Annotated in this window: 17 protein-coding genes; 5 read left to right on the top strand and 12 right to left on the bottom strand. The window is 70.7% G+C overall.

What is annotated here, in order from left to right; translation table 11 throughout:
- Positions 1 to 14 precede the first annotated feature (14 nt).
- From galK to galT, 3 genes are read right to left on the bottom strand one after another with little or no spacing between them, the layout of a single operon-like run.
- Positions 15 to 1,169, bottom strand: coding sequence for a galactokinase (galK, locus tag AQI94_RS37890; RefSeq protein ID WP_031042124.1), 1,155 nt, complete (start codon positions 1,167 to 1,169; stop codon positions 15 to 17).
- Positions 1,169 to 2,131, bottom strand: a complete 963-nt coding sequence (gene galE / locus AQI94_RS37885) for a UDP-glucose 4-epimerase GalE (RefSeq protein WP_031042121.1) — start codon at positions 2,129 to 2,131, stop codon at positions 1,169 to 1,171. The genes galK and galE overlap by 1 nt, the downstream gene beginning before the upstream one ends.
- On the bottom strand, positions 2,128 to 3,189 hold the full coding sequence (gene galT, locus AQI94_RS37880; protein WP_031042118.1) for a galactose-1-phosphate uridylyltransferase: 1,062 nt from the start codon (positions 3,187 to 3,189) through the stop codon (positions 2,128 to 2,130). The genes galE and galT overlap by 4 nt, the downstream gene beginning before the upstream one ends.
- 111 nt (positions 3,190 to 3,300) lie before the next feature.
- Here galT and AQI94_RS37875 point away from each other — a divergent pair, with 111 nt between their 5' ends.
- Positions 3,301 to 4,989: a sodium:solute symporter family protein gene (locus AQI94_RS37875; RefSeq protein WP_031042114.1), complete on the top strand. Its 1,689-nt coding sequence runs from the start codon at positions 3,301 to 3,303 to the stop codon at positions 4,987 to 4,989.
- Between the two features lie 21 nt (positions 4,990 to 5,010).
- Positions 5,011 to 5,304 (top strand): hypothetical protein, encoded by a 294-nt coding sequence (locus tag AQI94_RS37870; protein ID WP_031042111.1) that lies wholly within the window; start codon positions 5,011 to 5,013, stop codon positions 5,302 to 5,304.
- A gap of 292 nt (positions 5,305 to 5,596) precedes the next feature.
- Here the strand turns inward: AQI94_RS37870 and AQI94_RS37865 are convergent, their stop codons facing one another.
- The 8 genes from AQI94_RS37865 to rsmI all read right to left on the bottom strand — a co-directional run bounded on the left by AQI94_RS37865 (position 5,597) and on the right by rsmI (position 14,209).
- A complete protein-coding gene (locus AQI94_RS37865; RefSeq protein WP_031051790.1) occupies positions 5,597 to 6,289 on the bottom strand; it encodes a helix-turn-helix transcriptional regulator in 693 nt (230 codons plus the stop codon).
- A 217-nt stretch (positions 6,290 to 6,506) separates the two neighbouring features.
- Complete coding sequence (locus AQI94_RS37860) at positions 6,507 to 8,303, bottom strand: ABC-F family ATP-binding cassette domain-containing protein (protein ID WP_031051791.1); 1,797 nt, start codon at positions 8,301 to 8,303, stop codon at positions 6,507 to 6,509.
- Between the two features lie 122 nt (positions 8,304 to 8,425).
- Positions 8,426 to 9,325 (bottom strand): 4-(cytidine 5'-diphospho)-2-C-methyl-D-erythritol kinase, encoded by a 900-nt coding sequence (locus AQI94_RS37855; RefSeq protein ID WP_031051793.1) that lies wholly within the window; start codon positions 9,323 to 9,325, stop codon positions 8,426 to 8,428.
- Positions 9,322 to 10,227: a 16S rRNA (adenine(1518)-N(6)/adenine(1519)-N(6))-dimethyltransferase RsmA gene (rsmA, locus tag AQI94_RS37850; protein ID WP_051832537.1), complete on the bottom strand. Its 906-nt coding sequence runs from the start codon at positions 10,225 to 10,227 to the stop codon at positions 9,322 to 9,324. The genes AQI94_RS37855 and rsmA overlap by 4 nt, the downstream gene beginning before the upstream one ends.
- A gap of 45 nt (positions 10,228 to 10,272) precedes the next feature.
- Positions 10,273 to 11,655, bottom strand: a complete 1,383-nt coding sequence (locus AQI94_RS37845; RefSeq protein ID WP_062230190.1) for a resuscitation-promoting factor — start codon at positions 11,653 to 11,655, stop codon at positions 10,273 to 10,275.
- Between the two features lie 129 nt (positions 11,656 to 11,784).
- A complete protein-coding gene (locus AQI94_RS37840; RefSeq protein WP_031049032.1) occupies positions 11,785 to 12,669 on the bottom strand; it encodes a TatD family hydrolase in 885 nt (294 codons plus the stop codon).
- 46 nt (positions 12,670 to 12,715) lie between these two features.
- On the bottom strand, positions 12,716 to 13,114 hold the full coding sequence (locus AQI94_RS37835) for a hypothetical protein (RefSeq protein ID WP_031049030.1): 399 nt from the start codon (positions 13,112 to 13,114) through the stop codon (positions 12,716 to 12,718).
- A 234-nt stretch (positions 13,115 to 13,348) separates the two neighbouring features.
- Positions 13,349 to 14,209 (bottom strand): 16S rRNA (cytidine(1402)-2'-O)-methyltransferase, encoded by an 861-nt coding sequence (gene rsmI / locus AQI94_RS37830; RefSeq protein ID WP_031049028.1) that lies wholly within the window; start codon positions 14,207 to 14,209, stop codon positions 13,349 to 13,351.
- A gap of 85 nt (positions 14,210 to 14,294) precedes the next feature.
- Between rsmI and AQI94_RS37825 the strand changes: the two genes are divergently transcribed.
- The 3 genes from AQI94_RS37825 (at position 14,295) to AQI94_RS37815 (ending at position 19,551) form a co-directional block, all read left to right on the top strand.
- A complete protein-coding gene (locus AQI94_RS37825) occupies positions 14,295 to 16,034 on the top strand; it encodes a dolichyl-phosphate-mannose--protein mannosyltransferase (protein WP_031049027.1) in 1,740 nt (579 codons plus the stop codon).
- A 124-nt stretch (positions 16,035 to 16,158) separates the two neighbouring features.
- Positions 16,159 to 17,781, top strand: coding sequence for a penicillin-binding transpeptidase domain-containing protein (locus tag AQI94_RS37820; RefSeq protein WP_031049025.1), 1,623 nt, complete (start codon positions 16,159 to 16,161; stop codon positions 17,779 to 17,781).
- Between the two features lie 96 nt (positions 17,782 to 17,877).
- Positions 17,878 to 19,551, top strand: a complete 1,674-nt coding sequence (locus AQI94_RS37815) for a penicillin-binding transpeptidase domain-containing protein (RefSeq protein ID WP_031049024.1) — start codon at positions 17,878 to 17,880, stop codon at positions 19,549 to 19,551.
- Positions 19,552 to 19,599: 48 nt separating this feature from the next.
- Here the strand turns inward: AQI94_RS37815 and AQI94_RS37810 are convergent, their stop codons facing one another.
- Complete coding sequence (locus AQI94_RS37810) at positions 19,600 to 19,947, bottom strand: SsgA family sporulation/cell division regulator (protein ID WP_031049023.1); 348 nt, start codon at positions 19,945 to 19,947, stop codon at positions 19,600 to 19,602.
- Positions 19,948 to 19,961: the final 14 nt, after the last annotated feature.

Genomic DNA, 19,961 nt, shown 5'->3' with positions numbered 1-19,961 from the left:
GCGGTCAGCCGGTCTCAGACCAGGCGTCGCGCCCCTGCCGAGGGCACTGCCTCGAACACCCGCGGAGCGGTGAACTCCGCTGCGGCGAAAGCCTCTTGGATTGCCTTGGTGAGGGGTTCCACGTCGGCCGCCTCCGCCAGCACGATCGCCGAGCCGCCGAAGCCGCCGCCGGTCATCCGCGCGCCCAGGGCGCCCGAGGCGAGGGCCGTGTCGACGACCAGGTCCAGCTCCGGGCAGGAGATCCGGAAGTCGTCGCGCAGCGAGGTGTGGCCCGCGATCAGCACCGGGCCGATCGCGCGGGTCTCGCCCGACTCCAGCAGGGCGACGACCTTCTCGACCCGCTCGTCCTCGGTGACCACGTGCCGCACCAGGCGTACGGCCTCCTCGTCGTCGCCGAGCCTCTTGAGGGCCGCGTCGAGCTCGCCGTAGGGGATGTCCCGCAGCGCGTCCACGCCCAGCAGGGCCGCGCCCCGCTCGCAGCCCGCGCGGCGCTTGCCGTACTCGCCCTCGTTGTGGGCGTGCTTGACGCGGGTGTCGACGACGAGCAGGACCATGCCCTCGGCGGCGAGGTCGAAGGGGATCTGCTTCTGGGAGAGGTCCCGGGTGTCGAGGAACAGGGCGTGGCCGGTCTCGCAGCAGGCGGAGGCCGTCTGGTCCATGATCCCGGTGGGGGCGCCGACGTAGACGTTCTCGGCGCGCTGGCACAGCCGGGCCAGCTGCCAGCGCTGGAGGCCGAGGTCGTACAGGTCGTTCAGCGCGAGCGCGACGACGACCTCCAGGGCCGCCGAGGAGGACAGGCCCGCACCCGCCGGGACCGTCGAGGCGAGATGGACGTCCGCGCCGGTGACCGGGTGCCCGGCCTCGCGCAGTGCCCAGACGACACCGGCCGGGTAGGCGGTCCAGTTCCGGTCGCTCTCGGGGGCGAGGTCGTCCAGGCGCAGCTCGACGACACCGCCCTCGACGTCGGCCGAGTGCAGCCGCAGGACGCCGTCCGTGCGCCGGGAGACGGCCGCGACGGCGGTGTGCGGCAGCGCGAAGGGCATCACGAAGCCGTCGTTGTAGTCGGTGTGCTCACCGATGAGGTTGACGCGGCCCGGTGCCGACCAGACCCCCTCGGGCTCGGTTCCGTACAGCTCGGTGAAACCGTCCCGGACCTGCTGTGCCGCCACTACTGCTCCCTTGCGATGCTCTGTGCGAACTTCCAGGCGTCCGCGACGATCCCCGCGAGATCCGCGCGGGACGGGTTCCAGCCCAGCTTCTCGCGGGCGGTGGCGGCGGAGGCGACCAGGGTGGCCGGGTCGCCGGCCCGGCGCGGGGCCACGACCTCGGGGATCGGGTGGCCGGTGACCTGGCGGACGGTCTCGATGACCTGGCGGACGGAGAAGCCCTCGCCGTTGCCGAGGTTGCAGATGAGGTGCTCGCCCGGCGTCGCCGCCTTCAGGGCCAGCAGGTGGGCGTCGGCGAGGTCGGCGACGTGGATGTAGTCGCGGACGCAGGTGCCGTCCGGGGTCGGGTAGTCCTCGCCGAAGACGGAGATCGCCTCGCGCCTGCCCTGCGCGACCTGGAGGACCAGCGGGATGAGGTGCGACTCGGGGTCGTGCCGCTCGCCCTGGTCGCCGTAGGCGCCGGCGACGTTGAAGTAGCGCAGGGACACCGCGCCGAGGCCGTGGGCGTTCGCCTCGCTGGTGATCATGAAGTCGACGGCGAGCTTGGAGGCGCCGTAGGGGTTGGTCGGCCGGGTCGGCGCGGACTCGACGATCGGCACCTCCTCGGGCTCCCCGTAGGTGGCGGCGGTGGAGGAGAAGACGAGCTTCTTCACGCCGGCCTCGCGCATGGCGCCGAGCAGCGCCATGGTCCCGCCGACGTTGTTGTCCCAGTACTTCTCGGGCTTCACGACCGACTCGCCGACCTGCGAGAACGCGGCGAAGTGCAGCACGCCATCGAAGGAGGAGTCCAGCCACTTGGCCGCGTCGCGGATGTCGCCCTCGACGAAGGCGGCCCCGGCGGGAACGCCCTCGCGGAAGCCGGTGGAGAGGTTGTCGAGGACGACGACCTCGTGCCCCGCCTCCAGCAGATGCTGGGCCACGACCCCGCCGACATACCCCGCGCCACCTGTCACCAGGTACTTCATGAACTCGCTACCTCTCGCAGTCGCTGTGCCGCGGCCTCCGGACGGATGTCGTTGATGAAGACGTTCATGCCCGACTCGGAGCCCGCGAGGAACTTCAGCTTGCCGGACGTACGACGAATGGTGAAAAGCTCGAGGTGCAGGGCGAAGTCGTCACGGCTCACGCCCTCGAACTCCTCCAGCGCCCCGAACGGCGCCTGGTGCCAGGCGGCGATGTAGGGCGTAGGAGGCTCGTTCTCCCCGAAGATCCGGTCGAAGCGCCTCAAGAGTTCCAGATAGACCTTGGGGAACTCTGTGCGGGCCTCCTCGTCGAGCCCGAGCAGGTCCGGCACCCGGCGCTTCGGATACAGGTGCACCTCGTACGGCCAGTGCGCCGCGTAGGGCACGAAGGCGACCCAGTGCTCGCTCTCCAGGACGACCCGCTCGCCGGCGAGCTCGCTCTCCACGACGGCGTCGAAGAGGTTCTCCCCTCCGGTCGCCTCCTTGTGGGCCGCGAGAGAACGCAGCATCAGGGCGGTGCGTGGGGTGGTGAAGGGGTAGGCGTAGATCTGGCCGTGCGGGTGACCCAGTGTCACACCGATCTCCGCACCCCGGTTCTCGAAACAGAAGACCTGCTCCACGGAGGGCAGATGCGACAGCTCCGACGTCCGGTCGGTCCATGCGTCCAGGACGAGCCGCGCCTGCTCCTCGGTCAGATCCGCGAAGGAGGCGTTGTGGTCGGAGGTGAAGCAGACGACCTCACAGCGCCCCGAGTCGCCGGCCAGCGAGGGGAAACGGTTCTCGAAGACCACGGCGTCGTACGACGAGTCCGGGATCTCGCTCAGTCGCTCACCCTGCGAGGGACACAGCGGGCACTCGTCCTTCGGCGGGTGGTAGATGCGCCCCTGTCGGTGCGAGGCGATGGCCACGGAGTCGCCGAGCAGCGGATCCCGACGAACCTCGGACGTGGTGACAGTCCGCTCCAGCGGACGTCGGTCCACGGCGTCGCGGACGGTGTCGTCGCGCAGGTCGTAGTAGATGAGCTCGCGACCGTCGGCCAGCCGGGTCGAGGTCTTCTTCACCGCTGGACTCCTTCACTCAAACATAACTAAACACAAGTAACCATAACCGCCCACCCACGTCAACATCGGAATCAAACAAAGCGCATCAGTCGAGGTGTTCAATTGCTGACTATGCAATCCCCCACAAAAGGCGCATACCTGGCTGCCGAGCTCCGGCTCCCCACCAACTGGCTCGACTACACGATCCTCGGCATCTACTTCGTCGTCGTCCTCGGCATCGGCTTCGCGGCCCGCAGGTCGGTGAAGACGAGCCTGGACTTCTTTCTCTCCGGCCGCTCACTGCCGGCCTGGATCACGGGTCTCGCCTTCATCTCAGCCAACCTGGCGGCGACGGAGATCCTCGGTATGGCCGCCAACAGCGCCCAGTACGGCGCCTACACGGTCCACTGGTACTGGATCGGCGCCATCCCGGCCATGGTCTTCCTCGGCCTGGTGATGATGCCCTTCTACTACGGCAGCAAGGTGCGCTCGGTCCCCGAGATGCTCCTGCTGCGCTTCGACAAGTGGGCCCACCTGCTCAGCTCGGCGCTGTTCGCCTTCGCGGCCATCCTGATCGCCGGCGTGAACCTCTACGCCCTGGCGATCGTCGTGGAGGCCCTGCTGGGCTGGCCGCAATGGGTGGCCATCGTGGTCGCGGGCGCCTTCGTCCTCGCCTACATCACCCTCGGCGGCCTCTCCTCCGCGATCTACAACGAGGTCCTCCAGTTCTTCGTGATCCTCGCGGCCCTGATCCCCCTGGTCGTCCTCGGCCTGAAGAAGGTCGGCGGCTGGGGCGGCCTCACGGACAAACTGACGGCGCAGCACGGGGCGAACTTCACGACCGCGTGGGGCGGCACGGGCATCGGCAGCGCGAACCCGCTGGGCGCGAACTGGCTGACGATCGTGCTGGGACTGGGCTTCGTGCTGTCCTTCGGCTACTGGACGACGAACTTCGCGGAGGTCCAGCGAGCGCTCTCCGCGAAGAACCTCTCCGCGGCCCAGCGCACCCCGCTGATCGCCGCGTACCCGAAGATCTTCATCGTGTTCCTGGTGATGATCCCGGGCCTGGTGGCGGCGGCCCTGATCCCCGGCTTCGGCACCACCGACTCGGGCTACCAGTACAACGACGCCATCCCGTACCTGATGGAACAGCTCCTGCCGAACGGCGTCCTCGGCATCGCGGTGACGGGCCTCCTGGCCGCCTTCATGGCCGGCATGGCGGCCAACGTCTCCTCCTTCAACACGGTGTTCACGAACGACATCTGGGGCCGCTACGTCGAGAAGGGCCGCGAGGACGAGTACTACGTCCGCTTCGGCCGCCTGATCACGGTGATCGGCGTCTGCGCGTCCGTCGGAACGGCCTTCCTGGCCTCCTCCTTCTCGAACATCATGAGCTACCTCCAGACGCTGTTCTCCTTCTTCAACGTGCCGATGTTCGTCGTCTTCATCGTCGGCATGTTCTGGAAGCGCGCGTCCGTGAAGTCGGGCTTCTGGGGCCTGCTGGCCGGCACGGTCGCGGCGATGGTGAACTACTTCTGGATCTACAAGCAGGGCATCATCGACATCCCCACCGACCAGGGCGCCAACTTCGTCTCGGCGATCGTCGGCTTCGTGGCCGGCGGGGTGGTCATGATCGCCGTGTCCCTCTTCACGGCCCCCAAGCCCGCCGAGGAACTCCAGGGCCTCGTCTACGGCACGACGTCCCCCGGCATGTCCGAGCCGCCCGCCGTCGGGGACGACGCCTGGTACCGCAGGCCGGCCCTGCTGGGCTGGGGTGCGATCGTCCTCGCGGCCGCCTGCTACATCCCGTTCTCGTTCTGACCGCGGGAGGATTGAGGAACCATGTCCGAACACGACGTCCAGCGGGAAGTCACCGAGCTCCAGGCCAAGTCGGCCACCGCGGCCCGCATCTTCGACCTGCGCCGCATCATCGGCGGCCTGTTCGTCCTCTACGGCATCATCGTGACGATCGCCGGCATCAACCCCTCCGACTCCTCCCTCGACAAGTCGGAGGGCATCAACATCAACCTCTGGACCGGCCTGGGCATGCTGGCCCTGGGCATCTTCTTCCTGATCTGGCTGAAGCTGAAGCCTGCGGCGCCTGCAAAGGTGGACGAGAAGCCCGACGACGCCTAGGGGTTCGGTTAGCGGGGCGACTGCGCGTCCGTCGTGGCTGATCGCGCAGTTCCCCGCGCCCCTGAGTGGGTGAAGTCACGCACGCCACGACGGACCGTTGGCCGGGTACGGCGAGAAGGGGACGGGGTGGGGGGTGTCCGCCCGCAGCGGCCGGCGTCCGTTACAGGGCACTACTCGAGGGACCGAGCCGCCGGACCGAGGACGGATACCCCCCACCCCGGCCCCGACCCACAACCCACCCGCCCCTCCAGGGGCGCGGGGAACTGCGCAAAAACGCCCGCCACCACCGGCGTCACGGCCCAGCAACCGGCGGCTGCGCCACAGGCCCCGCCCGGTCCAGCAACCCCGTCCGCGCAGCCAACGCCGCCGCCTCCAACCGGGACCCCACCCCCAGTTTCATCAGCACCCGCTGCACATGCGTCCGCGCGGTGGACGGCGCTATCCCCATCCCCGCCGCGATGAGCCGCGTGTCCTCCCCGTCGGCCACCCGCACCAGCACCTCCACCTCCCGGGGCGTCAGCATCTGCAGCAACCGCTGCCCCTCGTCGTCCGGCTGGGCCGCCGGATTCAGCAGCTCACTGAACGCCCCCTGGAGCAGCTGCGGAGCAACGGCCGCCTCCCCCGCCCGAGCCTTCATGATCGCCCGCTCGACGCCCTCGATCCGCTCGTCGTGCCGCACATAACCGGAGGCCCCCGCGGCGAACGCGGCCGCGATCCCGCGAGGACTCGGCACCGGCCCCAGCACCAGCACCGCCACCTGCGGCCGCTCCCGCTTGATCTTCACGACCGGGTCGAACATCCCCGGCTCGGCCGGCGTGGCCGTCCCCAGCAGGCACACCTCGGGCGCCCGGCTGATCACCAGCTCCGCCGCCCCCGCGGCAGGCGCCGCCGCCGCGAGCACCCGGTGCCCGCGCAGTTTCAGCGCCGAGGCCAACGCCTCGGCGAGCAATCGGTGGTCGTCGACCACCATGAGCCGAACTCCCATCGAGCAACCCCCCAGTCCCCCCATGGATCCGCGTGAATGCCCCACTATGGATGCCCACTGATCCGCACAGGCAGAGGCCTTCTCCCAGCACCCCCGCCCTTCATGCCCCCGGAAGCTACACGCTAGTTCGACGTTGCGCTTCCCCTACCGGTGAGAAGTGTCCCGGAAGTGCTGAATTCCTGGCTTTCCTGTCGTTCGAGGGGGATGTGCCGCACCTTCACGCGTCCTCGGCGAGCTCCAGCCACCGCATCTCCAGCTCCTCGCGCTCCCCGGCGAGGTCGCGCAGTTCGGCGTCGAGGGAGGCCACCTTGGCGAAGTCGGTGGCGTTGTCGGCGATCCGGACGTGCAGCTTGGCCTCCTTCTCGGAGATCTTGTCGAGCTGCCGCTCGATCTTCTGGAGTTCCTTCTTCGCGGCCCGCTGATCGGCGGAGCTCCCGGCGGGCTTCTCCACCACGGGCGCCGAGGCTGCGGCCGCCTCCTCCATCCGCTGGCGTCGCTCCAGGTACTCGTCGATGCCGCGCGGCAGCATCCGCAAGGTGGCGTCCCCGAGCAGCGCGAAGACCCGGTCGGTGGTCCGCTCGACGAAGAACCGGTCATGGGAGATGACGATCATCGAGCCGGGCCAGCCGTCGAGGACGTCCTCCAGCTGGGTCAGCGTCTCGATGTCGAGGTCGTTGGTGGGCTCGTCGAGGAAGAGGACGTTGGGCTCGTCCATCAGCAGCCGCAGCAGCTGCAGCCGCCGCCGCTCACCGCCGGAGAGATCCCCGACCGGCGTCCACTGCTTCTCCTTGTTGAAGCCGAAGGTCTCGCACAGTTGCCCGGCGGTCATCTCGCGCCCCTTGCCGAGGTCCACGCGCTCCCGCACCTGCTGGACGGCCTCCAGCACCCGCAGCGCGGGGTTGAGCTCGGCGACCTCCTGCGAGAGATAGGCGAGCTTGACGGTCCTGCCGACCACGACCCGCCCGCCCGCGGGCTGGGTCTCGCCTTCGGTCCGCGCGGCCTCGGCCATGGCGCGCAGCAAGGAGGTCTTCCCGGCGCCGTTGACCCCGACCAGACCGATCCGGTCACCCGGACCGAGCTGCCACGTCACATGCTTGAGCAGCACCTTCGGCCCGGCCTGGACGGTGACGTCCTCCAGCTCGAAGACCGTCTTGCCCAGCCGCGAGGAGGCGAACTTCATCAGCTCGCTGCTGTCCCGCGGCGGCGGCACGTCCTTGATCAGTTCATTCGCCGCCTCGACCCGGAACCGCGGCTTGGAGGTCCGGGCGGGAGCCCCCCGCCGCAGCCACGCCAGCTCCTTGCGGACGAGGTTCTGCCGCTTGGTCTCCTCGGTGGCGGCGATCCGCTCGCGCTCGGCACGCGCGAAGACGTAGTCGGAGTACCCGCCCTCGTACTCGAAGACATCGCCCTTCTGCACGTCCCACATGCGGGTGCAGACCTGGTCGAGGAACCACCGGTCGTGGGTGACGCACACCAGCGCCGAGCGCCGCTCGCGCAGGTGCTTGGCCAGCCAGGAGATGCCCTCGACGTCGAGGTGGTTGGTGGGCTCGTCGAGGACGATCAGGTCCTGTTCCTCGATGAGCAGCTTGGCCAGGGCGATACGGCGGCGCTCGCCACCGGAGAGCGGCGCGATGACGGTGTCGAGGCCCTGCGGGAAGCCCGGCAGGTCGAGCCCGCCGAACAGTCCGGTCAGCACGTCGCGGACCTTGGCGTTGCCGGCCCACTCGTGGTCGGCCATGTCCCGGATGACCTCGTGGCGCACGGTGGCGGTCGGGTCGAGGGAGTCGTGCTGCGTGAGCACGCCCAGCCGCAGCCCGCCGGAGTGCGTGACGCGACCGGTGTCGGCGTCCTCCAGTTTGGCGAGCATGCGGATCAGGGTGGTCTTGCCGTCGCCGTTGCGGCCCACGACGCCGATGCGATCACCCTCGGAGACGCCGAGCGAGACACCGTCCAGCAGGGCACGGGTGCCGTACACCTTGCTGACGTTCTCGACATTGACCAGATTGACGGCCATTTCTCTCCTGCCCAGGGGGATCGATCGACCCTCCAGGGTAGTCCGGCGCGCGGGCATCCCCTCGCCCCGCGTCCGCCCCGCCCCTTCTGCCGGACGGGGACGCCCCCCTCACCGCCCTCGCGCTACGCCCCGATCACCGTCGCACCCGGCGCGGGCCCCGACGCGACCCGCACCGTGCGGCAGGTGCCGGAGGCGCGCAGCGCGTCCGCGATCTGTGCCGCGGACACGGTGTCGCGGGCGAGGAACGCCGTGGTGGGGCCGGAGCCGGAGACGAGCCCTGCGAGGGCGCCCGCGGCGCTGCCGGCCGCGAGGGTGCCGGCCAGTTCCGGGAAGAGCGAGAGGGCGGCGGGCTGGAGGTCGTTGGAGACGGCGGCGGCGAGCGCGTCCGGGTCGCCCTCGGCCAGCGCGTCGAGCAGCGCCTCGGAGGCGACGGGCTCGGGGACGTCGAGGCCCGCGGTGAGCCGGTCGAACTCCCGGAAGACGGCCGGGGTCGACAGCCCGCGCTCCGCCATCGCGAACACCCACGAGAAGGTGCCGCCGACGTCGAGGGAGCGCAGTTTCTCCCCGCGTCCGGTCCCGAGCGCGGCCCCGCCCACCAGGCTGAACGGCACGTCACTGCCCAACTCGGCGCAGATGTCGAGCAGTTCGGTACGGGAGGCGCCCGTGCCCCACAGCGCGTCGCAGGCCAGCAGCGCACCGGCGCCGTCCGCGCTGCCGCCCGCCATGCCGCCGGCGACGGGGATGTCCTTGGCGATGTGGAGGTGGACGTCGGGTTGCAGGCCGTGGCGCTCCGCGAGGGCGATCGCCGCGCGGGCCGCCAGGTTCGTGCGGTCCAGGGGCACCTGGCCGGCGTCCGGGCCGGCGCAGGTGACGCGGAGCCCGTCGGCGGGTGTGACGGTCACCTCGTCGTGGAGGCCGACCGCGAGGAAGACGTTGGCCAGGTCGTGGAAGCCGTCGGGGCGGGCGGCGCCCACCGCGAGCTGGACGTTGACCTTGGCGGGGACGCGGACGGTGACGCTCACGGCTGGACCGGCTCCTTCGGGGGCTGGGGGGTCGTCCCCCGGGACGACGCGGCCTCCGCGATACGCGCGAACTCCTCGACGGTGAGCGACTCGCCGCGGGCCTGGGGCGAGACCCCGGCCGCCACGAGGGCACTCTCGGCGGCCGCGGCCGAACCCGCCCACCCGGCGAGTGCGGCCCGCAGGGTCTTGCGGCGCTGGGCGAAGGCGGCGTCCACGACGGCGAACACCTCGCGCTTCGAGGCGGTGGTCCTGATCGGCTCGGTCCTGCGGGTGAGCGCGACGAGTCCGCTGTCGACGTTCGGGGCGGGCCAGAAGACGGTGCGGCCGATCGATCCGGCCCGCTTGACCTCGGCGTACCAGTTGGCCTTCACGGACGGGACGCCGTACACCTTCGAGCCGGGCGGTGCGGCGAGCCGGTCGGCCACCTCCGCCTGGACCATGACGAGGGTGCGCTCGATGCTCGGGAAGGTGTCGAGCATGTGCAGCAGCACGGGTACGGCGACGTTGTACGGGAGGTTCGCGACGAGCGCGGTGGGCGCGGGGCCCGGCAGCTCGGTGACGTGCATGGCGTCGGAGTGCACGAGGGCGAAACGGTCCGCCCGGTCGGGCATGCGGGCCGCGACGGTGGCGGGCAGTGCTCCGGCGAGCACGTCGTCGATCTCGACGGCGACGACCAGGTCGGCCGCCTCCAGCAGCGCGAGCGTGAGCGAGCCGAGCCCGGGGCCGACCTCGACGACCACGTCGTCGTCGCGGACGCCGGCGGTGCGCACGATCCGGCGGACCGTGTTCGCGTCGATCACGAAGTTCTGGCCGCGCTGCTTGGTGGGGCGTACGCCGAGGACGGCCGCGAGTTCGCGGATGTCGGCGGGGCCGAGGAGGGTGTCTGGGGAGGGGCTGCTCACGTGGACAGCCTAGCCGCGGGCCGGTGGCGGGCCGGTCGCGGCCGCTCATCCGTGCAGACGGCCGCCGCAGTGCGGCCAGGGGCTCGCCCCTCGCCGTACGTACAGTTTCTTCGCCCGGAACGTCTGCTCCGTCGCCGGTGCGTCCTGGGGACGTCCGGAGCCCCCGAGGCCCTGCCAGGTCCTGGTGTCGAACTGGTAGAGGCCGCCGTAGGTCCCCGACGGGTCCACCGCGTTCGGCCGCCCTCCTGACTCGCAGACCGCGAGGCCCTGCCAGTCGAGGTGGTCCGCGCCCTGCACGGAGGTGGGCATCGGCCTCGTCCCCACGCGCACGATCTGGGTGCGCGGTTCCCGGACCGTCTCGACCCTGGTCCGGCGCGGTTTCTGCCGCACCCCGTTGACGGTCCGCAGGGAGTACGTGACCCGCCGCACGCCCGGCACCCCCACCTGGTCCACGACCTCCGTGCCCTTGAAGAGGGAGGCGTCCTCGCTCCGCTCCTCCCGGTAGGGGATCTGCTCCTCGCGCACCTCCCTCGACCCCGTGATCCGCAGCACCGTGACGGTCTGCCCCTCGCGGGGGAAACTCCCCGGCGCCACCGAGGTGGTGTCCATCCCGCTCAGCGTGACCCCGGCCTCCTCGACGGCCTCGGCCACGGTCGCCGCGTTCGTCCGGATCGTCCGCGCCCGGCCGTCGGCCATGATGGTCACGGACCGTTCGGTCCGTACGTCCAGCGCGAGCCCCTCCCGCCCGATCCGCCGGGAGCGCGAGGTGGACAGGTACGCGCCCTCCGCGCGCACCCCGAGCTGTTCGAGCGCCCCGTCGACCGTGTGGGCCGTGGTCCACACCTCACGCCGGTGCCCGTCGAGGGTGAGCCGCACGGGACGCCCGTACCGCACCGCGACCTCGTCCCCGCTGGCGAGCTGTTCGCCGGGCGCGGGCGCGACCACGTCGTGCGCCCCCACGGCGACTCCCTCCTCGGCGAGGAGTTCGCTCACGTCGTCCGCGAAGGTGTGCAGCGTCCTGGGCTTGCCGTCGACGGTCAGCTCGATCGCCTTGTCCTTGGCGACGAACGCGGTGGTACCGCCGGCGAGGAACGCCACGACCAGCGCCTGCGGAAGCAGCCGGCGCATCGCGCTGTCCGGCCGCTCGGAGTAGCGCGCCCTGCGCCGGCGCGCCGCCCGCCGCCCCGCCGCGGGACGCAGGACGGGCAGGGACTCCGGGGCCGCCGCCTCGTAGGCGGGCCGGTACGTGTCCTCGTACGGCAGCGTCAGCGCCGGGTCCGGCGCCCCGTGCACCCCGTACGCGAGCGTCTGCGCGGTGCGCGGATCGGCGAAGGGCGTGTCGACGCCGCCGTGGGCCGGCGGCCCGTACGGCTCGGTCGGGCCGTAGGGCTCGTAGGCCTCGTATGTCTCGTACTGCGCGTTGCTCACGCCGACACGCTCCAGGGGCCGTGGGGTCCAGAGGGGTCCGGATCGGGCCCACAGAACCTAGCGGAGCGATCGTCACTCTCCAAAGTGACACGGCTACCCGGAGTTACGTTCGAGAGAGGTGACGCTCCCTCAGTATCCGAAGGCGCGTGCGGTGTTGGCGGCGAGTGCCGTGGCCAACGCGTCCTCGTCGATGCCGCGCACGGCGGACATGGCACGCACCGTGACCGGAATGAGATAGGGGGCGTTGGGCCGTCCGCGGTACGGCACCGGCGTCAGGAAGGGCGCGTCGGTCTCCACCAGAAGGAGTTCGAGAGGCGCCACCGCCACCGCGTCCCGCAGGTTCTGGGCGTTCTTGAAGGTGACGTTGCCGGCGAAGGACATGAAGTATCCGGCGGCCGCGCAGATCTCCGCCATCTCGGCGTCACCGGAGTAGCAGTGGAAGACGGTGCGCTCGGGGGCGCCCTCCTCCTTCAGCACGCGCAGGACGTCCGCGTGGGCGTCGCGGTCGTGGATGACGAGCGCCTTGCCGTGCCGCTTGGCCATCTCGATGTGGGCGCGGAAGGACGCTTCCTGCGCCTCCTTGCCCTCGGGCCCGGTGCGGAAGTGGTCGAGGCCGGTCTCGCCGACGCCCTTGACCTGCGGGAGTGCGGCCAGCCGGTCGATCTCCGCGAGCGCCTCGTCCAGCGCCGGTGTGCCCCCCGCCTGCCGCGCGCCCTGTCTCGACCAGCCGTCGGGGTCGCCGTGCACGATCCGTGGCGCCTCGTTGGGATGCAGCGCGACGGTGGCGTGGACGGCGTCGTACCGGCCCGCGGTCTCGGCCGCCCACCGGGAGCCCCGCACGTCGCAGCCGACCTGGACGACCGTGGTCACCCCGACCGACGCGGCTTTCGCGAGCCCCTCCTCCACGGTCCCGTCCTGCATGTCCAGGTGGGTGTGGGAGTCGGCGACCGGCACCCGCAGGGGCTCCGGGAGCGGCGGGGCCGCGTTCTTCTCGCGGGGGCTGTTCGAAGGCATGCCCCGATCCTACGAAAGGGGCATGCCCACCCGGATTCCGGTGCGGTCAGCTCGCCTTGCGCTGGAAGACGTGCAGCAGGTCGGACAGGTGCCAGTGGTGTTCCTCGCCCGGCTCCTGGACGCCGTCGCCGGCCTTCGGTGCCGCCACGGGCCCGGCGGGGGGCGTGCCGTGCTGACGGTGCGCCGCGTCACGGGCGGACGCGACCCGGCCGGGCCGCATGATCCGTACGACGTGGTGGTCGCAGTTCGCGCACGCGGGCTTGGAGAGCGGCGAGGGCACGATCCGCCCGTCCACCATGTACTGCACGAACTCCCGGCCGTCGCCGTCGATGTGGTGCTCTATCTCGTACGACTGCTCCCACCCGTGCCCGCAGCGCATGCAGGCGAAGGAGTAGGACTCGTTGACGACGGCTGTAGCACCGGGGTGCCCTGCGATCTCGCTCATGCCAGCTCCTGTGTGTCCGCTGGTTCGAAGGACGGGTACGTCCCTCACCCCAGTGGACGCCTCCCGGGACCCGATGGCGACAGGCCTGTCGACTGTTGGAGCCGATTTGGACTTTCCTTGCCGAAGCGGCCCCTCAGACCCCGCGGAGCTTTGCATTCCGAGACACCGCTTTGCGCGCACATGGGGCGCACGCTCAGAAGTCATGCGCCCTGCTCAGAGGGGGTGTGACCCACCTCATGCCGGGGGTCGGCCGGCGGCGTTCTTCGCGGCGACGACGGCATCGAAAACGGCCCGCTTCGGGACCCCGGCCTCGACGGCCACCGCGGCGATCGCCTCCTTGCGGCGCTCCCCCGCCTCCTCCCGGACCCGCACCCGGCGCACCAGTTCCTCGTCGTCGATCTCCCCGGCTCCCTTCTCGGGCGCCCCCTCGACGACGACGGTGATCTCCCCGCGGACCCCGTCCGCGGCCCACTCGGCGAGGGCGCCCAGCTCCCCCCGCTTGACCTCCTCGTACGTCTTGGTCAGTTCCCGGCACACCGCGGCCCGCCGCTCGGCCCCGAACACCTCGGCCATGGCGGCGAGGGTGTCGTCGAGCCGGTGGGGCGCCTCGAAGTACACGAGGGTGCGCCGCTCCTCGGCGACCTCCCGCAGCCGGGAGAGCCGCTCGCCGCCCTTGCGGGGCAGGAAGCCCTCGAAGCAGAACCGGTCGACGGGCAGCCCGGACAGCGCGAGCGCGGTGAGGACGGCGGACGGCCCCGGTACGGCCGTGACGCGGACGTCCTTCTCGACCGCCGCGGCGACCAGCCGGTACCCGGGGTCGGACACCGACGGCATCCCGGCGTCGGTGACGAGCAGCACCCGCGCGCCGCCGAGGAGTTCCTCGACGAGTTCGGGGGTGCGGGCGGCCTCGTTGCCCTCGAAGTACGACACGATCCGCCCCTTGGGCGTCACGCCGAGGCCCTGGGTCAGCCGCCGCAGCCGCCGGGTGTCCTCGGCCGCGACCACGTCGGCCCCGGCCAGTTCCTCGGCGAGCCGGGGCGGAGCGTCCGCGATGTCGCCGATGGGGGTGCCCGCCAAGACAAGGGTTCCAGTCACGCCCCCATCCTCCCAGCAGCACCCCGAACGAGACGCATCCGCCCATGCACGGGACTCACACAGCGCCGTTCCTTACGATGGCGCGGTGACCAGTACCGCGTCCTCCACGGACACCCGGCAGGACCAGGCCCCCCAGGACCGGCGGCCGTCGTGGCAGCAGAGGCTGCGCCGTTTCGGCTACACGGCCGAGGCCGGAGGCGATGTGCGCGAGCGCCTGGTGCCGCCCTTCGTCGCGCCCTCGGCACGGATGTGGCAGGTCCTGGGCGTGCCCGGGGCGCTCGCCGAGCGGGCCACGCGCTGGTCGGGCTGGCTCGGGCCGCTGCTGGTGACGCTGGTGGCGGGGGTGATGCGGTTCTGGAACCTGGGCAGCCCGAAGAAGGTGATATTCGACGAGACGTACTACGCCAAGGACGCGTGGGCGCTCGTCCACCGCGGCTTCGAGCTCAGCTGGGGCAAGAACGTCGACAGCCAGATCCTGTCCTCGAACGGGCATGTGGCGCTGCCGACGGACGCCGCCTATGTCGTGCATCCGCCGGTCGGCAAGTACGTCATCGGGCTCGGCGAGCTGATGTTCGGGTTCGACCCGTTCGGCTGGCGGTTCATGACGGCACTGCTGGGCACGCTGTCGGTGCTGATCGTGTGCCGGGTGGGCCGCCGCATCTTCCGCTCCACGTTCCTCGGCTGCCTGGCGGGCGCCCTGATGACCGTGGACGGCCTGGCCTTCGTGATGGCGCGGACCGCGCTGCTCGACGGTGTGCTGATGTTCTTCGTGCTGGCCGCCTTCGCCTGTCTGGTCCTGGACCGCGACCGGGCCCGGGAGAAACTCGCGGCCGCGCTGCCGGCCGACTCCTACGGCCTCGTGCGCCCCGACGCGCACATCGCGGACACCCTGCGCCTGGGATGGCGCCCCTACCGCTGGCTGGCGGGCCTGCTCCTCGGCCTGGCCATCGGCACCAAGTGGAACGGCCTGTTCTTCCTCATCGCCTTCGGCATCATGACGGTCCTGTGGGACGTCGGCTCCCGCAAGGTCGCGGGCGCGCGCCGCCCCTACGAGGCGGTCCTCAAGTACGACCTCGGCATCGCGTTCCTGACCATGGTGCCGGTCGCGGTCGTCACGTACTTCGCCTCGTGGATCGGCTGGATCCTCTCCCCCGCAGACGGCACCGGCGGCTACTACCGCAACTGGGCGGCGACCGACGGCAAGGGCGGCAGCTGGACCTTCCTGCCCGACTGGTGGCGCAGTCTGATCCACTACGAGCACGAGGTCTACGAGTTCAACGTCGGCCTGTCCTCGCCGCACACGTACATGTCCAACCCGTGGAGCTGGATCGTCGACGGCCGCCCGGTCTCGTACTTCTACGAGTCCCCCACGCCCGGCACCGACGGCTGCCCGGCCGACGCGGGCGGGAAGTGCGCGCGGGAGGTCCTGGCCATCGGCACGCCCCTGCTGTGGTGGGCGGCCTGCTTCGCGATCCTCTACGTCCTGTGGCGCTGGTTCTTCCGCCGCGACTGGCGTGCGGGTGCCATCGCCTGCGGTATCGCGGCCGGGTACCTGCCCTGGTTCAACTACCAGGAGCGCACGATCTTCTTCTTCTACACGATCGTCTTCCTGCCCTTCCTCTGTCTCGCCGTCGCGATGCTCATCGGCGCCCTGGTCGGCCCACCGCGCTCCTCCGACACCCGCCGGGTGGCGGGCGCCACGGCAGCGGGTGTCCTGGTCCTCCTGATCGCCTGGAACTTCATCTATTTCTGGCCGCTGTACACCGGCACGAGCATCCCGATCGACGAGTGGCGGTCGCGGATGTGGCTGGACACCTGGGTCTAGGCGGCCGATATTCACATACGTGATTGAGCACCCGCTCCGACCAATCAGAAAACTCTTACCCCGCTCGTCACACCTCCCGCTTAGGCTGCCCACAACAACGGGGAATCGGGGAGGGGGCCAGACCATGGCCAAGGGGGTGAAGGTCGCTGTCGTCAGCACGGTGTTCGCCGTGATGGTCGGCGGGGCCGGATACGGGGCGTACAACTTCGTGTCGGCGTTGAGCGAGGACGGCAGCGGCGGGGTCGGGGACGCCAAGCGGAGCGGGCCGCCCACGTCCGACGAGATCAAGGAGACCTCCAAGGGCTTCTTCGCCGCCTGGGAGAAGGGCGACGCGGCGAGCGCGGCCGCGCTGACGAACAACAACACGGCGGCCGAGGTGCTGCTGACGGCCTACGGGGCGGACGCGCACATCGGCGACGTACGCATCACGCCCGGCCGGGCGACCGGCGCGACCGTGCCGTACGGCGTCAGGGCCACGGTGTCCTACGACGGGAAGTCGAAGCCGCTCTCCTACCGCAGCAAGCTGACCGTCGTGCGCGGGGTGACCACCGGCAAGGCGCTCGTCGACTGGCAGCCCTCCGTGGTGTACCCGAAACTCCAGCGGGACGACCGGCTCGTCACCGGCGAGTCCGCGAACCCGTCCATCGAGGCGGTGGACCGCGGCGGCAAGGTGCTGACCAAGGAGAAGTACCCCTCGCTGGGCCCGGTCCTGGACGCGCTGCGCGAGAAGTACGGGGACAAGGCCGGCGGCACCCCCGGTATCGAGCTGGTCATCAAGCACCCGGACCAGAGCCCCGACACCTCGCTGCTGACCCTCGCCGAGGGCAGGGCGGGCAGACTCCAGACCACCATCAGCGGGAGCGCGCAGGCGGCCGCCGAGAAGGCGGTGAAGCTGTACGGCCAGTCGTCGGTCGTCGCCGTCAAGCCCAGCACCGGCGAGGTGCTGGCCGTGGCCAACAACCGTACGGACGCCTTCAACGCGGCCTTCGAGGGCACCAAGGCCCCCGGCTCCACCATGAAGATCATCACCGCCGCGATGCTCATCGACAACGGCGTGACCTCGATGAACGGCCCGGCGCCCTGCCCACCCGACGCCGTGTGGCAGGGGCAGACCTTCAAGAACCTCACCGGCATGGAGCCCAACGAGGGCGCCTCGCTGGCCAACAGCTTCATGCGGTCCTGCAACACCGCCTTCATCAAGCTGATCGACGAGAAGCCGCTCACCGACGAGTCGCTGACGCTGGAGGCCCAGAACCGGTTCGGGATCGGCGAGGACTGGAAGACCGGCATCGTCTCCTTCGACGGCAAGGTGCCCGCCGTCAGCGGCCCGGACCGCGCGGCGAACGCGATCGGTCAGGGCCAGGTCCAGATGAACCCGCTGAACATGGCCTCGGTGACGGCCACCGCGATCACCGGCGCGTTCCGCCAGCCCTACGTGGTCTCGCCGAAGCTCGACGACCGCGAACTGGCCACCGCGAAGGGGCTGCCGTACACCACCGCCTCCCAGCTGAAGCAGATGATGAAGCTGACCGCGACCCAGGGCACGGCGGTCAAGGCGATGGCGGGCCTCGGCGGGGACATCGGCGCGAAGACGGGTTCCGCGGAGGTCGACGGCCAGGAGGTGTCCAACAGCTGGTTCACCGGTTTCCGCAACGACATGGCGGCCGCGGCCATGACGGAGGAGGGCGGCCACGGCGGCGACGCGGCAGGTCCGATTGTCGCAGCTGTGCTACGAGCTGCCGGCTGAAGTCACCCGTGCATGACAGGGACTCTAGGCTGTTGCCGTCGTTGAGGTGCATGAGGGCAACGGGGACCCTGGAACAGCGCGGAGGAAGCGTAAGTCGTGGGTAACAGAAGGCGCGTCGCCGAGCGACGGAAGACCAAGCCCGCCGTGGTCGGCGGGATGATCGCCGTCGTCGTCGGCGGCGCCGGCCTCGGCGTCTACGCGCTGTACGGCGCCGGGGCGGCGGCCGACGACCGGACGCAGAACACCTCCGCGTCCGCCGAGGACCACAAGCCGAAGGTCAGGACAGGACCGCTGTCGGCGACCGAGGTGACCTCCACCGCGACCGCCTTCCTGACCTCGTGGCAGCAGGGCAAGGTCACCGCGGCCGCCGCCGCGACCAGCGACACCAAGGCGGCCACCGCCCTGCTCACCGGCTACGCCAAGGACGCCCACATCTCCGGCGTCACCCTCACTCCCGGCACCCCCACCGGTGCCAAGGTGCCGTTCTCCGTGAAGGGCACGGTGTCGTACAAGGGCCTCACCAAGCCGCTCACGTACGCCGGTTCGCTGACCGTCGTGCGCAACACCGGCACCGGGAAGCCGCAGGTCGACTGGCACTCCTCGGTCGTCCACCCCGATCTGCAGGACGGCGACACCCTCGTCACGGGCGAGTCCGGGACCCCGCCGGTCAAGGCGGTCGACCGGGACGGCGGCGAGATCACCGAGGCCACCTACCCGTCGCTGGGCACGGTCCTGGACGGTCTGCGGGAGAAGTACGGCAAGAAGGCCGGCGGCAAGGCGGGCATCGAGCTCAGGGTGATCCGCGCGAAGGGCTCCAAGTCCTCCGACAAGACGCTGGTGGAGCTCAGCAAGGGCACCCCGGGCACCGTGCGGACGACGCTGAACCCGAAGCTCCAGGCCGCGGCCGAGGCACAGGTCGCCAAGCAGGCGAAGTCCTCGGTGGTCGTCCTGCGCCCGTCGACCGGCGAGATCCTCGCGGTGGCGAACGCCGGGCACGGCTTCAACACCGCCTTCCAGGGCTCCCTCGCCCCGGGCTCCACGATGAAGGTCGTCACCTCCTCGCTGCTCATCGAGAAGGACCTCGCCTCGGCGGACAAGCCGCACCCGTGCCCCAAGTACGTCACGTACGGCGGCTGGAAGTTCCAGAACGACGACAAGTTCGAGATCAAGGGCGGCACCTTCAAGGCGAGCTTCGCCCGCTCCTGCAACACCGCCTTCATCAGCCAGGCGGGCAAGCTGGACAACGACAGCCTGACCAAGCAGGCCCAGCAGGTCTTCGGTCTGTCCATGAACAACTGGGCGATCGGCGTCCCGTCCTTCGACGGCTCGGTGCCGGTGCAGAGCGCGGCCCAGAAGGCGGCCTCGCTCATCGGCCAGGGCGGGGTCCGGATGAACCCGCTGAACATGGCCTCCGTCTCCGCCACCATCGAGTCGGGCACCTTCCGGCAGCCCTACCTGGTCTCGCCCTCGGTCGACCACCGCACCCTGGCGACCGCCTCGCGCACGATGTCCTCGGGCACGCTGTCGCAGCTGCGTGAGCTGATGGCGTACACGGCGGGCTACGGCACGGCGGCCGAGGCGATGTCCGGGGTGTACGGCAACGTCGGCGCGAAGACCGGCTCCGCGGAGGTCGACGGCCAGAAGAAGCCGAACGGCTGGTTCACGGCGTACCGCGGCGATCTCGCGGCGGCCGGCGTCGTCCAGGCGGGTGGTCACGGCGGCGACACGGCGGGCCCGATCGTGGCGGCCCTGCTGAAGATGGGCGGCTGAACCCCTACGGCGTCAGCGACCCCTAGGGCGTCGGCAACCCCTAGGGCGTCAGCCCCGGACGGGTGCCGCGGCCATATAGGTGCGGCGCAGGAACCTGAGCAGCGTCTTCTGCTCGAACTGCACCACCGACACCCCGTGCGGTGAGTGGAACTCCACCACGGCCTGCACCCGTCCGCACGGCCACACCCGCACCTCGCCGCTGCCGGCCGGAGCCCTGAGTCCCTGCTCCAGCAGGGCCCGCGAGAAAGTCCATTCGTGGGTGCCCGGCAGGCCGATCCGTACCGAGCGCGGGTCGTTCTCCGGGTCGTAGCGCAGGACCACCGGGACCGCCTCGTCCTCCGCGATGTCCGCGTCCGAAACGATGTGAGCTCGCGCGTACTGTTCGACTACAGACATCGTGACGGCCCTCT

Origin of the sequence: Streptomyces pseudovenezuelae (genome assembly GCF_001513955.1) — a bacterium.
Classification (GTDB): domain Bacteria; phylum Actinomycetota; class Actinomycetes; order Streptomycetales; family Streptomycetaceae; genus Streptomyces; species Streptomyces pseudovenezuelae.
Note: the sequence above shows the minus strand (reverse complement) of the source record. Positions and strands in the feature narration are given on the sequence as shown.

What these genes read in the sequence shown, in the direction of transcription:
- galE (WP_031042121.1), bottom strand. Translation starts at nt 2,131, where the DNA reads ATGAAGTACCTGGTGACAGGTGGCGCGGGGTATGTCGGCGGGGTCGTG.
- AQI94_RS37875 (WP_031042114.1), top strand. Translation starts at nt 3,301, where the DNA reads ATGCAATCCCCCACAAAAGGCGCATACCTGGCTGCCGAGCTCCGGCTC.
- AQI94_RS37870 (WP_031042111.1), top strand. Translation starts at nt 5,011, where the DNA reads ATGTCCGAACACGACGTCCAGCGGGAAGTCACCGAGCTCCAGGCCAAG.
- AQI94_RS37865 (WP_031051790.1), bottom strand. Translation starts at nt 6,289, where the DNA reads ATGGGAGTTCGGCTCATGGTGGTCGACGACCACCGATTGCTCGCCGAG.
- AQI94_RS37860 (WP_031051791.1), bottom strand. Translation starts at nt 8,303, where the DNA reads ATGGCCGTCAATCTGGTCAATGTCGAGAACGTCAGCAAGGTGTACGGC.
- AQI94_RS37840 (WP_031049032.1), bottom strand. Translation starts at nt 12,669, where the DNA reads ATGCCTTCGAACAGCCCCCGCGAGAAGAACGCGGCCCCGCCGCTCCCG.
- AQI94_RS37835 (WP_031049030.1), bottom strand. Translation starts at nt 13,114, where the DNA reads ATGAGCGAGATCGCAGGGCACCCCGGTGCTACAGCCGTCGTCAACGAG.
- AQI94_RS37820 (WP_031049025.1), top strand. Translation starts at nt 16,159, where the DNA reads ATGGCCAAGGGGGTGAAGGTCGCTGTCGTCAGCACGGTGTTCGCCGTG.
- AQI94_RS37810 (WP_031049023.1), bottom strand. Translation starts at nt 19,947, where the DNA reads ATGTCTGTAGTCGAACAGTACGCGCGAGCTCACATCGTTTCGGACGCG.